This is a genomic window from Streptomyces sp. NPDC086766 (assembly GCF_044746005.1).
Lineage (GTDB): Bacteria > Actinomycetota > Actinomycetes > Streptomycetales > Streptomycetaceae > Streptomyces.
On record NZ_JBIVBI010000009.1, the window covers coordinates 86155 to 99034 of the forward strand.

Genomic DNA, 12880 nt, shown 5'->3' on the forward strand with positions numbered 1-12880 from the left:
CGGGCGAACAAGGGGCGACACCCCAGTTCCGAAGGGGGAGGCGGCCGGTCGTACGACCAAGGTCTCGGTGCGGGACCTTCTTTCGACAGGGGTCAAACTCGGTCGTGGACCTTACCCTGGCGACCATGACCACCCCGGAACCGCGCGACACCGGCGTCGCCGACGTCCCCCTCGCCCCGGAGGCCTCTGTCGCCTCGGAAGTCTCCCTCGCTCCCCTCGCCGCCGGCCTCCCCGACGCCTCCGGGCGGCCCGACCCCGGCGAGGCGGGGGGCGACACCGTGCTGAGCCGGGCCTACCGGGCGCTCAGCATCGGCATCGTCACCGTCGTCCTCCTGATCGCCTTCGAGGCGACCGCCGTCGGGACCGCGATGCCGGTCGCGGCGCGGGAACTGGACGGGGTGTCGCTGTACGCGTTCGCGTTCTCGGGGTACTTCACGACCAGCCTGTTCGGGATGGTGCTCGCCGGGCAGTGGTCGGACCGGCGGGGCCCGCTGGGAGCGCTGACCACGGGCATCGGCGCCTTCGCGGCCGGGCTGCTGCTGTCCGGGACGGCGGGCACCATGTGGGTCTTCATCGCCGGGCGGGCCGTCCAGGGACTCGGCGGCGGCCTGGTGATCGTCGCCCTGTACGTCGTCGTGGGCCGCGCCTACCCGGAGCGGCTGCGCCCCTCGATCATGGCGGCGTTCGCGGCGGGCTGGGTGGTCCCGTCGATCGTCGGCCCGCTCGCCGCGGGCGCGGTGACCGAGCACCTCGGCTGGCGCTGGGTGTTCGTCGGCATCCCGGCGCTGGTGGTGTTCCCGCTCGCCATCGCCCTGCCGCAGATCAGACGGCGGGCCGCCGGGCCGGTGGGCGAGGAGGGCGCGCCGCCGGAGCGGACCTCCTTCGACCTGCGCCGCATCCGCCTCGCCCTCGGCATCTCCTGCGGCGCCGGGCTGCTCCAGTACGCGGCCCAGGACCTGCGCTGGCTCTCGCTGCTGCCCGGCGCGGCGGGGGCCGCGCTGCTGGTGCCCGCGGTGCGCGGGCTGCTGCCGCACGGCACCTGGCGGGCCGCCCGCGGACTGCCGTCGGTCGTGCTGCTGCGCGGGGTCGCCGCGGGCTCCTTCGTCGCCGCCGAGTCCTTCGTGCCGCTGATGCTCGTCACCCAGCGGGGGCTCTCCCCGACCCTGGCCGGGTTCTCGCTCGCCGCGGGCGGGGTCACCTGGGCGCTGGGGTCGTGGGTCCAGTCCCGGGCCCGCCTGGCGCCGTACCGGGAACGGCTGATGACGCTCGGAATGGTGCTGGTGGCCGCGGCCGTCGCCACCGCGCCCAGCGTGCTGATCCCCGCCGTCCCCGTCTGGACGGTCGCCGTCGCCTGGGGCTTCGGCTGCTTCGGCATGGGCCTGGTCATCGCCTCCACCAGCGTGCTCCTGCTGCGCCTGTCCGCCCCCCGGGAGGCGGGCGCCAACTCGGCGGCCCTGCAGATCTCCGACGCCCTGTCCAACGTGCTCCTGCTCGCCGCGGGCGGCGCCGCCTTCGCCTCACTCGGCGGCGGCGCGGTGGCCCACACGGCCACGACCGCCACCACCGCCGCGACGGCCGCGGCGGGCGGGCAGGCGGGCTCCCATCCGGCCGCGTTCGCCGCGGTGTTCCTGCCGATGGCGGCCGTGGCGCTGGCCGGAGCCTGGGTCACCACCCGGGTGCGGGAGCGGTGAGGGGCCCGCGCCGCCACCGGTGATCTGTGACGCGTGTCGCACCCGGGGCCGGTGCGGCCACGCGTGGCCGAGTGACGGGTGAGCACACCGGTAGGGTGGCCCGGTTGTCATACGTAGCCGAGCCGCTCGACCCCCCCGAACCGGAGACCGTGACTACTACAGCCGCCAGCTCGTCCCACTCGCACCACCTCTCGCCCGCCTTCCCGGGCCGCGCCCCCTGGGGCACCGCCAGCAAGCTGCGCGCCTGGCAGCAGGGCGCGATGGACAAGTACGTACAGGAGCAGCCGCGTGACTTCCTCGCGGTCGCCACGCCCGGCGCCGGCAAGACGACCTTCGCCCTGACGCTGGCCTCCTGGCTGCTGCACCACCACGTCGTGCAGCAGGTGACCGTGGTCGCGCCGACCGAGCACCTGAAGAAGCAGTGGGCCGAGGCGGCCGCGCGGATAGGGATCAAGCTCGACCCCGAGTACAGCGCCGGCCCGCTCGGCAAGGAGTACGACGGGGTCGCCGTCACCTACGCCGGTGTCGGCGTGCGCCCCATGCTGCACCGCAACCGCGTCGAGCAGCGCAAGACCCTCGTCATCCTCGACGAGATCCACCACGCCGGCGACAGCAAGTCCTGGGGCGAGGCCTGCCTGGAGGCGTTCGAGCCGGCCACCCGCCGCCTCGCGCTCACCGGCACCCCGTTCCGGTCGGACACCAACCCGATCCCCTTCGTCACATACGAGGAGGGCCAGGACGGAATCCGGCGGTCCGCCGCCGACTACACCTACGGGTACGGCAACGCGCTCGCCGACCATGTCGTCCGGCCGGTGATCTTCCTCTCCTACAGCGGCAACATGCGCTGGCGGACCAAGGCCGGTGACGAGATCGCCGCCCGGCTCGGCGAGCCCATGACCAAGGACGCCGTCAGCCAGGCCTGGCGCACCGCCCTCGACCCGCGCGGCGAGTGGATGCCCAGCGTGCTGCGCGCCGCCGACCAGCGGCTGACCGAGGTCAGGAAGGGCATCCCGGACGCAGGCGCCCTCGTCATCGCCTCCGACCAGGACTCGGCCCGCGCCTACGCCAAGCTCATCCGCGAGATCACGGGGACGAAGGCCACCCTCGTCCTCTCCGACGACGCCGGCGCCTCGAAGAGGATCGACGACTTCAGCGGGAGCAACGACCGCTGGATGGTCGCCGTCCGGATGGTGTCCGAGGGCGTCGACGTGCCCCGGCTCGCGGTCGGCGTCTACGCCACCACCATCTCCACCCCGCTGTTCTTCGCGCAGGCCGTCGGCCGCTTCGTGCGGTCCCGGCGGCGCGGCGAGACCGCCTCCGTCTTCCTGCCGACCGTCCCCGACCTCCTCACCTTCGCCAACGAGATGGAGGTCGAGCGCGACCACGCCCTCGACAAGCCGAAGAAGGAGGGCGAGGAGGACCCGTACGCCGAGTCCGAGAAGGAGATGGAGGAGGCGAACAAGGAGCAGGACGAGGACACCGGCGAGCAGGACATGCTCCCCTTCGAGGCGCTGGAGTCCGACGCCGTCTTCGACCGGGTGCTCTACGACGGCGCCGAGTTCGGTATGCAGGCCCACCCGGGGAGCGAGGAGGAGCAGGACTATCTCGGCATCCCGGGGCTCCTCGAACCCGACCAGGTGCAACTGCTGCTCCAGAAGCGGCAGGCCCGGCAGATAGCGCACAGCCGCAAGAAGCCGGACACCGAGGCCGACCTGCTCGAACTGCCCGCCGAGCGGCGGCCGGTGGTCAGTCACAAGGAGATGATGGAGCTGCGCAAGCAGCTCAACACGATGGTGAGCGCCTACGTCCACCAGAGCGGCAAGCCGCACGGAGTGATCCACACCGAGCTGCGGCGGGTGTGCGGCGGCCCGCCGAGCGCCGAGGCGACCGCCGGGCAGTTGCGTCAGCGCATCGCCAAGGTGCAGGAGTGGGCGACCCGGATGCGGTGACGCGGGCCCGGCCCCCGAGCCGGGGCCCGGTGGGCGGGGGAGTGCGGAGCGACCCGACGCCGCAGGTGAGCGTACGTATCGGGACGAACGAACTTACTCCGTACCGGTCGCTGCCCGGATTCTGGACGAAGTCTTCCGCTGAGCGAACCGGCTTCGCTACTGTCCCGCTACGCACACGCCCCGTGGCAGCGCCGCCGCGGAGCGCAGCCGTGAAGCGACTGAGTCCGGGACGACCGATCCGGACCGCCGGCCGATCGGCGGCCTCTGACGCGCGTCACTGACGGGACTCGGTGACGCACCCGCCGCGACGAGGTCCGCCGACCTCACCACTGAAGGAGTGGGCGTCGTGACCGCGGAGACCTCCCAGACGCTCGACCGGGGACTCAGGGTCCTCAAACTGCTGGCCGACACCGACCACGGTCTGACCGTCACCGAACTCTCCCAGAAACTGGGCGTCAACAGGACCGTCGTGTACCGGCTGCTCGCCACGCTGGAACAGCACTCGCTGGTACGCCGCGACCTCGGCGGGCGGGCCCGGGTGGGTCTGGGGGTGCTGCGGCTGGGCCGCCAGGTGCACCCGCTGGTACGCGAGGCGGCGCTCCCCGCGCTGCGGTCGCTGGCCGAGGACATAGGGGCGACGGCCCATCTGACGCTGGTGGACGGGGCGGAGGCGCTGGCGGTCGCCGTGGTCGAGCCGACGTGGACGGACTACCACGTGGCCTACCGGGCCGGGTTCCGCCACCCCCTGGACCGTGGTGCCGCGGGCAAGGCGATACTCGCGGCCCGCCGCCGGCCGCCCGAGGAGCCCGGCTACACCCTGACCCACGGCGAGCTGGAGGCGGGGGCCAGCGGCGCGGCGGCACCGCTGCTCGGCGTGACGGGGGTGGAGGGCAGCGTCGGCGTGGTGATGCTGGCGGACTCCGTGCCGGAGCGGGTCGGCCCGAGGGTCGTGGACGCGGCACGCGAGGTGGCGGAGGCGCTGCGCTGACGGAACGCGTGACCGGTCTCGCCACGACCGCCGCGGACGGACTCGCGGCGGGCCGTGGACGGACTTCCCGTGACCCGCGCGGACGGACTTCCCGCGACCGGCGCGGAGGGACTCGCGGCGGGCCGCGGACGGGACGTGACCGGCGGGTGGCCTGAAGTCGTGGTCGCGTAGATTGATGGCGTGCTCTCTCGTCTCACACGCCCCCAGGCCGTCGCCGTCTGCGCTCTGCCCGTCGTGGCGCTGCTCGCCGCGGCGGTCCTCGCGCCGCTGCCGTTCTCGGTGGCGCGGCCGGGGATGACGGCGGACGTGCTCGGGAAGAACAAGGGCACCCAGGTGATCACCGTCTCCGGCGCGCCCACCCGGGCCACCGAGGGACAGCTCCGGATGACGACGATCGAGGCGACCGGCCCGGACGCGCACGTCTCGCTCGGCGACGTGCTCGCGGGCTGGTTCGCCACCGACCAGGCGGTCATGCCGCGCGACGCGGTCTATCCGAGCGGTGACAGCGTCAAGGAGATCGAGCGGCACAACGCGCAGCAGATGCGGCAGTCCCAGGACGAGGCGACCCGGGCCGCGCTGAACTACCTCCACCTCGGCGACAGGAACATCAGGGTGAGCCTGAAGCTGGCCGACGTCGGCGGTCCCAGTGCGGGACTGCTGTTCTCCCTGGGCGTCGTCGACAAGCTCGACGGCGACGGCAGCGGCGGCGACCTGACGGGCGGCCGTACGGTCGCCGGTACGGGGACGATCGGCGCCGACGGCACGGTCGGGGCGGTGGGCGGCGTCTCCCTGAAGACGCGGGCCGCCCGGCGCGACGGCGCCACCGTCTTCCTGGTGCCGAAGGCCGAGTGCACCGACGCGAAGGCCGAACTCCCCAAGGGCCTGCGGCTGATCCCGGTGACCACGCTCAAGGGCGCGGTCGACGCCCTGGTCTCCCTGGAGAAGGGCAAGGGCCCGGTCCCGAGCTGCTAGCGCCGTCCACTAGGCCCCGTCCGGCCGCTCCCCGCCCGCCCCGCGTCCCGGCCGCCACAGGTCGGGCAGCAGCGTGGTGGCCCAGTCGGCCAGCAGGGCCAGCGTGAGGATGACCGCGCACCCCCAGCCACCACCGGCGTCAGGCCGTCGGCCAACTCCTCTCCCGGTCCTCCGCGGCCTGCTCCACCAGCGGGATGATCCGCAGCGGAACGGCATTCTCCATGACGATCGCCGTGGAGGCCCGGACGATGCCATCAAATCCGACAACCCGGTCGATCACCCGCTGGAGGTCGGTGTTCGAGCGGGCCACCAGACGGCACAGCATGTCGCCGGTGCCCGTGGTCGTGTGCAGCTCCAGCACCTCCGGCACGGTCGCCAAGTGCGCCCGTACGTCGGCCCCTTGCCCCTGCCGGATCTGCAGCGTGGCGAACGCGGTGACCGGGTAGCCGAGCGCCGCCGGATCGACCTGCGGACCGAATCCGCGGATGACGCCGTTCGACTGAAGCCGGTCCATCCGCGCCTGCACGGTCCCCCGGGCGACCCCCAGCCGCCGCGACATCTCCAGGACACCGATGCGCGGCTCGCGCGCCAGCAGCACGATGATGCGGCCGTCCAGATGATCGATCGCCATGGCAGCCTCCCGGAGTGGTCATCCTGTACAGAAAGTCCGTCGATACGCGTCGTTCACTGGTCGTATTGCCCAGTGAATACGCAAACTATTGCGCACCTTGCAAGGCCGGGTGAGGCTTCGCCCATGACGCAGACCACACACGACACTCCCGAAGCGACCGCCCGGCAGGCCGACCCCTTCCCGGTCAAGGGAATGGACGCGGTCGTCTTCGCCGTGGGCAACGCCAAGCAGGCGGCGCACTACTACTCCACGGCCTTCGGCATGAAGCTGGTGGCGTACTCCGGACCGGAGAACGGCAGCCGGGAGACCGCGAGCTACGTGCTGGAGAACGGCTCCGCGCGCTTCGTGTTCACCTCCGTGATCAAGGCATCCACCGACTGGGGCCGCTTCCTCGCCGAGCACGTGGCCGAGCACGGCGACGGCGTCGTCGACCTCGCCATCGAGGTGCCCGACGCGCGCGCCGCGTACGCGTACGCCCTCGAGCACGGCGCCCGCTCGGTGGCCGAGCCGTACGAGCTGAAGGACGAGCACGGCACGGTCGTCCTCGCCGCGATCGCCACCTACGGCAGGACCCGCCACACCCTCGTCGACCGCTCCGGCTACGACGGCCCCTACCTGCCCGGCTACGCCGCCGCGCGGCCGATCGTCGAGCCCCCGGCCCAGCGCACCTTCCAGGCCGTCGACCACTGCGTCGGCAACGTGGAACTCGGCCGGATGAACGAGTGGGTGGAGTTCTACAACAAGGTCATGGGCTTCACGAACATGAAGGAGTTCGTGGGCGACGACATCGCGACCGAGTACAGCGCGCTGATGTCGAAGGTCGTGGCCGACGGCACGCTCAAGGTCAAGTTCCCGATCAACGAGCCCGCCATCGCCAAGAAGAAGTCGCAGATCGACGAGTACCTGGAGTTCTACGGCGGCGCCGGCGTCCAGCACATCGCGCTCAACACCAACGACATCGTGCAGACGGTCCGCACGATGCGCGCCGCCGGCGTCGAGTTCCTGGACACGCCCGACACGTACTACGACACCCTCGGCGAGTGGGTCGGCGACACCCGCGTCCCGGTCGAGACCCTGCGCGAGCTGAAGATCCTCGCCGACCGCGACGAGGACGGCTACCTGCTGCAGATCTTCACCAAGCCGGTCCAGGACCGCCCGACCGTCTTCTTCGAGATCATCGAGCGGCACGGCTCGATGGGCTTCGGCAAGGGCAACTTCAAGGCCCTGTTCGAGGCGATCGAGCGGGAGCAGGAGCGCCGCGGCAACCTGTGACCCGCGGTCCGGCACCGGGGGTCCGGCCCCGGTCCGGCCCCGCTCCGTCGCCGCCGGCCACCCCGGGAAAGGGGCGGCCGGCGGCGCCGTCGTCGTGTGACGCGCTCAGCGGGACGGCCCCGGGGCGACGCCCGGCGCGGGTGCCCCGGTGGGCGGCGGCGCGGGCTCCTCGGCCGACGGGGACGGGGGCTCCTCGGCCGGCGGCTCGCCCAGGTCCGCCAGCGCCGTCCGGGCCGAGGGCACCCACAGCGGCGAGAAGTAGGGATTGGTCCGCAGCGCCAGTTCCAGATGCCGCCGGGCCGGCCCGGACAGGTCCAGCGCCCGTTCGATCATCCCCCGGTGGTAGGCGTACAGGGCGTTGCGCACCCCGCCGCCCTGCGCCGCGTCCGTCGCCGCCGCGGCGAACTTCAGCGCCTCCTCGTCCTGCCCGGCCCGGTGCAGCGCCCAGCCGAGCGCGTCGGCCACCGCTGTCCCCGGCTGCCGCTGCCACTCGCCCCGCAGCCGTAGCACCGCCGACCGCGCGTCGCCGTGGTCCGCCTCGAACCGCCCCAGCACCAGCTCGTCGTCGACGCCCTCCGCCGCGTCCTGCCCCACCCGCGTGCGCAGCAGGTCGTACTGCGTCCTGGCCTGCGGGCCCAGCCCCAGCGCCTGGTACAACTCGCCCAGCTCCAGGGCGTACTCGGGGCAGGGACGATGGGCGAGCGCCCTCCGGTACGCCTTCACCGCGTCCACGTCGCGGCCCAGCGCGGCCAGCGCCCGCCCCTGGCCGGCCCGCGCGGCCCACTGGTCGGGATCGAGCCGCACCGCCGCATCGAAGTGCCGCAGCGCGTCCTCGCGGTCACCCCGCTCCCACGCGATCCGCCCGGCCTGCTCCAGATACTCCGCCCGCTCCGCCGGCGCGGTCGCGGCCGCCGCCGCGTCCGACAGCTGGGCCGCCGCGTCCTCGCGCCGGCCCCGGTCCCAGTACACGCCCGCGGCCCGCGCCTTCACGGCGGGCCCCTGGTGCAGCTTCAGCAGCCTGTCCAGGGTGCGCTCCGCGGCCTTGTGGTCGCCGAGCCCGGTGTAGGCGTCGATCAGCGGCGGATACGCCGTCCACCGTCCCGGCTCCCGCTTCAGCGCCTCCTCGCCCCACGCCCGCGCCGCCCGGAAGTCCCGGCGTTCGACCGCCAGCGCCGTCAGGCCGTCCAGCGCCGCGCCGTTGCCCGCCGCGCGCAGCCGCAGCGAGGTCCGCAGGGCCCGCTCGGCCTTCGGATAGTTCCGGGCGTCCGCCGTCCGCCGCCCCCGCTCCACGTAGGCGACCCCGAGCACCGCCCACGCCCCCGCGTCCCGCGGACGGTCCCGCACCAGCCGTTCCCGGTCGTCGATCAGCGCCGTCAGGCCGGACAGCGAGGCCGGAGCGCCCGCCGCCACCGCTGCCAGGGCCCCTGCCGCCAGGGCCCCCGCCGCGGGCGCCGCCGGCGGAGGGCGCTCCGGCTGCCGCTGCGACGCCAGCAGCGTCCAGCCCCCGCCCGCCACGGCACCGCACGCGACCAGTGCGGCGAGCGTCCGGCGCACCGTGCGGGCCCGCTGCCGCCGCGCCGACTCCGGGTCGGTCTCCGGGTCGGTCTCCGGTCGGATCTCCCTACCTCGCAGAGTGCGTCTCTCCATGCCGCACACTGTGCGTCAATACGATGAGCGCCACCCGGTAGGCGGAGGGGTGCCGTCCGCGGGGTTCACACCGATGGCCCCGAGTGCGACGCTGTGATCATGAGCCGTATTCAAGCCGTGCCCGATGGAGGCACCGAAGCCCGGGGCAACCTCACCGACCGGCTCCTCGCGGGCCTGCCGGCCGAGGCGGTCCTCACCGATCCCGACGTCACCGCCTCCTACGCCAACGACATGGCGAGCTTCTGCCCGTCCGGCGCCCCGGCCGTCGTCGTCCTGCCGCGCACGGTCGAAGAGGTCCAGCACGTCATGCGCACCGCGACCGAGCTGCGCGTGCCGGTGGTCCCGCAGGGCGCCCGCACCGGCCTGTCCGGCGCCGCCAACGCCTCCGACGGCTGCATCGTGCTCTCCCTGACCAGGATGAACCGCATCCTGGAGATCAACCCGGTCGACCGCATCGCCGTCGTCGAGCCCGGCGTCGTCAATGCCCAGCTGTCCCGCGCGGTCAACGAGCACGGCCTGTACTACCCGCCGGACCCCTCCAGCTGGGAGATGTGCACCATCGGCGGCAACATCGGCACCGCCTCCGGCGGCCTGTGCTGCGTGAAGTACGGGGTCACCGCCGAGTACGTGCTCGGCCTCGACGTCGTCCTCGCCGACGGCCGCCTGATGTCCACCGGCCGCCGCACCGCCAAGGGCGTCGCCGGTTACGACCTCACCCGGCTGTTCGTCGGATCCGAGGGCTCCCTCGGCATCGTCGTGCGGGCCGTGCTGGCGCTCAAGCCGCAGCCGCCGCAACAGCTCGTGCTCGCCGCCGAGTTCGCCTCCGCGACCGCCGCCTGCGACGCCGTGTGCCGGATCATGGAGGGCGGCCATGTGCCGTCGCTGCTGGAGCTGATGGACCGTACGACCGTGAAGGCCGTCAACGACCTCGCGCACATGGGCCTGCCGGAGACCACCGAGGCGCTGCTGCTCGCCGCCTTCGACACCCCGGACCCGGCCGCCGACCTGGCCGCCGTCGGGGCGCTGTGCGAGGCGGCCGGGGCCACCCAGGTCGTCCCGGCCGACGACGCGGCCGAGTCCGAGATGCTCCTGCAGGCCCGGCGGCTGTCGCTCACCGCGCTGGAGGCGGTCAAGGGCACCACGATGATCGACGACGTGTGCGTGCCCCGCTCCAAGCTCGGCGCGATGCTCGACGGAATCGAGCGGATCGCCGAGAAGTACCAGCTCACCATCGGGGTCTGCGCGCACGCCGGGGACGGCAACACCCACCCGACCGTCTGCTTCGACGCGCAGGACCCCGACGAGTCACGGCGTGCCCGCGAGTCCTTCGACGAGATCATGGGTCTCGGCCTCGAACTCGGCGGCACGATCACCGGCGAGCACGGCGTGGGGGTCCTGAAGAAGGAGTGGCTGGCGCGCGAGATCGGCCCGGTGGGCGTGGAGATGCAGCGGGCCGTCAAGCACGCCTTCGACCCGCTGGGGCTCCTGAACCCGGGCAAGCTGTTCTGATCACCGGCGCGAACTTCCCTGCGACTGAACTCCGCCTGTCCGCAGGCCCCTTGGCGCCGCGCTCGGCGTCCCCGCGTTCAGGCGCCCGGCGCGGGGCGAACGTCCGGTGCACGGGGTGCCCGGAGCCGACGTGGAAGGCGATGCGGACGGCGTGCGGGTCGTCGGTGCGGTAGCCGGGCCGCGCCGGGCACGGGACACCTCGCTCGGGCGACAGGGCGAGCCTGAGTTCGAGCTCACGCTCCACCACGGTGTACTGCACGGCGCGTTCCCCTCTCCGGTCGGGGCCCGCGAGGGGCCGTACGGTCCGCTGCGGTTCGGCCCGTGCGGGCCCGCGGCGGGGTCCGTACCGGCCCGCTACGGGGTCCGTACGAGTGAGAGGCGCCCCGGCGCCCGGCATTACGCGGCTCGGCGGAGCTTTTTCTCCGGTACCGCTTACGGGGTTGTGAAGTACGTGCACGAGGTTGCCCGGAAAGGAGTGGGTCCGGTCGGACTGGCGGTACCGGATGCGCCGGTCTGATAGATGTGTAGGCCCCCAGAAGACCCCCGAGCAGATACGGGACGACGGACATGAGCGCCCCAACCCCGGCACCCGGCGACGACAGGCCCCGCGAGGGGTACTACCCGGACCCGTCCATCCCTGGATACGTCCGGTACTGGAACGGTGCCGCCTGGGTACCGGGCACCAGCCGGCCTGCGCCGACCGACGGCGAGCCGCTCAGCCCGCCGCCCGGTGTGCGCCCCGCCCCCGCCGCGGTCCCGGCGGTCGAGGAGACCGGCCCGCACTTCTTCGACGAGGACCCGATCGACGCGCCGGGCCCGGCCGGGGCCCCGCACGGCGGCAGGCCCGAGCCGGCGTCCGCCTGGGGCGCCGACCGCTCCCACCAGACCGGCTTCGGCGGCGACCCGGACCGCCGCGTCTCCTGGGGCACCCCGGTCGGGGGCGACCCGAGGGCCGCGCTCGGCGACCCGGCCGCGGGCCGGCCGGACGGCCGCGCCGCCCGCACCGACGGCACCGCGACGATCCCGCCCGCGGATCCGGAACCGGCCTCCGCCGACGGCACGTTCGTCTTCCGCCGCCCGACGCGGGGGACCGGACCGGCGACGGGCGGGACTGCGGGGACCGCGCCCGGTACGCCCGCTCCCGGCATCCCCGCTCCCGGCGGTCCGTCCGCCGACGAGGGCACCATGACCTTCCGCCCGGTGCCCCGCACCGACCGGTCGGCCGGTCCGGCGAACGGCTCGGGCGCCGCCGCCTTCCCCGCCCAGGGATCGCCCGCGTCCGCGGGCTCCCCTGGGGGCGGCTCGGGCGGCCCGGGGACCGCGAGCGGCTCCGCGGGGGCCGGTACGGCCGCTCCCGGCGGGGCCGGGGGGCCGGGCTTCGGCGCCGGCAAGGCGGCCGCCGGTCGCGCGTCCACGGGACAGCCGGACACGCCGGCATCGCGGGCCTCCGCCCCGTCGGCGGCGGCGAGTTCGGCCGCCCCCGCCGCACCCTTCCCGCCCGCGGCCGCGTCCGTCCCCCAGCAGTCCGCCGCCCCGGCCGCGTCCGCCTCCATGGGCACACCGCTGACCAGCGGCCCCGGCGGCGGCCAGTCCTCCTGGGCCCAGCAGGTGCACCGGCTCGCGGGGGCCGACGACGACCAGCCGGTCGCCCCCTGGAAGCCGCCGGTGGAGGACGTGTTCGCGGCCGCCGCGCGGCGGCAGGCGGAGGCCAGGCCCGCGGGTCTCGGCAAGCGGCTGGCCGCCCGGCTCGTGGACACGGTCTTCCTCGCGGGCGTCACGGCCGTGGCCGCCGTACCGCTCGGCACCAGGGCCGTCGACCACGTCAACGCGAAGATCGACGCGGCGAGACTCTCCGGCCGCACCGTCACGGTGTGGCTCCTCGACGGCACGACGGCGACGTATCTCGGCATCGTCCTCGCCGTCCTGCTGCTGTTCGGCGTCGTCTACGAGGTGCTGCCCACCGCCAAGTGGGGCCGCACCCTGGGCAAGAAGCTGTGCGGCGTGGAGGTGCGGGACATCGAGGCCCACGAGCCCCCGTCCTTCGGCGCGGCCCTGCGCCGCTGGCTGGTCTACAGCGTGCCCGGTCTGCTGGGCGTCGGTGTGGTGGGCGTCCTGTGGTGCCTGTTCGACCGGCCGTGGCACCAGTGCTGGCACGACAAGGCGGCGCACACGTTCGTGGCCCGCTGACCGGGACCGCCGCGGCGCCGGCCGGGACCGTCGC

Annotated in this window: 9 protein-coding genes and 1 pseudogene; 7 read left to right on the forward strand and 3 right to left on the reverse strand. The window is 74.0% G+C overall.

Annotated features, from left to right (window positions below; all coding sequences use genetic code 11):
* Window positions 1–125 precede the first annotated feature (125 nt).
* The 4 genes from ACIPM1_RS18500 to ACIPM1_RS18515 all read left to right on the forward strand — a co-directional run bounded on the left by ACIPM1_RS18500 (window position 126) and on the right by ACIPM1_RS18515 (window position 5600).
* Window positions 126–1691 carry an MFS transporter gene (locus ACIPM1_RS18500; RefSeq protein WP_402435660.1) on the forward strand — a complete coding sequence of 522 codons (1566 nt, stop codon included), beginning with the start codon at window positions 126–128 and terminating at the stop codon, window positions 1689–1691.
* A 149-nt stretch (window positions 1692–1840) separates the two neighbouring features.
* Window positions 1841–3640 (forward strand): DEAD/DEAH box helicase, encoded by a 1800-nt coding sequence (locus tag ACIPM1_RS18505; protein ID WP_402435663.1) that lies wholly within the window; start codon window positions 1841–1843, stop codon window positions 3638–3640.
* Between the two features lie 346 nt (window positions 3641–3986).
* Window positions 3987–4628, forward strand: coding sequence for a helix-turn-helix domain-containing protein (locus ACIPM1_RS18510; protein WP_356192948.1), 642 nt, complete (start codon window positions 3987–3989; stop codon window positions 4626–4628).
* 180 nt (window positions 4629–4808) lie between these two features.
* Window positions 4809–5600, forward strand: a complete 792-nt coding sequence (locus tag ACIPM1_RS18515; RefSeq protein ID WP_402435667.1) for a S16 family serine protease — start codon at window positions 4809–4811, stop codon at window positions 5598–5600.
* Window positions 5601–5739: 139 nt separating this feature from the next.
* Here ACIPM1_RS18515 and ACIPM1_RS18520 read toward each other — a convergent pair whose 3' ends face one another.
* On the reverse strand, window positions 5740–6231 hold the full coding sequence (locus ACIPM1_RS18520) for an Lrp/AsnC family transcriptional regulator (protein WP_402435670.1): 492 nt from the start codon (window positions 6229–6231) through the stop codon (window positions 5740–5742).
* Window positions 6232–6354: 123 nt separating this feature from the next.
* Between ACIPM1_RS18520 and hppD the strand changes: the two genes are divergently transcribed.
* Entirely contained in the window at window positions 6355–7503 is a 1149-nt protein-coding gene (hppD, locus tag ACIPM1_RS18525) for a 4-hydroxyphenylpyruvate dioxygenase (RefSeq protein ID WP_356192955.1), read from the forward strand.
* Between the two features lie 105 nt (window positions 7504–7608).
* On the opposite strand, the gene ACIPM1_RS18530 is transcribed toward hppD, so the two are convergent.
* The gene (locus tag ACIPM1_RS18530; RefSeq protein WP_402435673.1) at window positions 7609–9150 is read right to left on the reverse strand and encodes a tetratricopeptide repeat protein; all 1542 of its coding nucleotides are present in this window, start codon (window positions 9148–9150) and stop codon (window positions 7609–7611) included.
* 93 nt (window positions 9151–9243) lie between these two features.
* Here ACIPM1_RS18530 and ACIPM1_RS18535 point away from each other — a divergent pair, with 93 nt between their 5' ends.
* Window positions 9244–10659, forward strand: a complete 1416-nt coding sequence (locus tag ACIPM1_RS18535) for an FAD-linked oxidase C-terminal domain-containing protein (RefSeq protein ID WP_356192960.1) — start codon at window positions 9244–9246, stop codon at window positions 10657–10659.
* A 94-nt stretch (window positions 10660–10753) separates the two neighbouring features.
* On the opposite strand, the pseudogene ACIPM1_RS18540 reads toward ACIPM1_RS18535, so the two are convergent.
* Window positions 10754–10918, reverse strand: a pseudogene (locus ACIPM1_RS18540) (SsgA family sporulation/cell division regulator); the annotation flags it as partial.
* A 308-nt stretch (window positions 10919–11226) separates the two neighbouring features.
* Here ACIPM1_RS18540 and ACIPM1_RS18545 point away from each other — a divergent pair.
* Complete coding sequence (locus ACIPM1_RS18545) at window positions 11227–12846, forward strand: RDD family protein (protein WP_402435678.1); 1620 nt, start codon at window positions 11227–11229, stop codon at window positions 12844–12846.
* Window positions 12847–12880 lie beyond the last annotated feature (34 nt).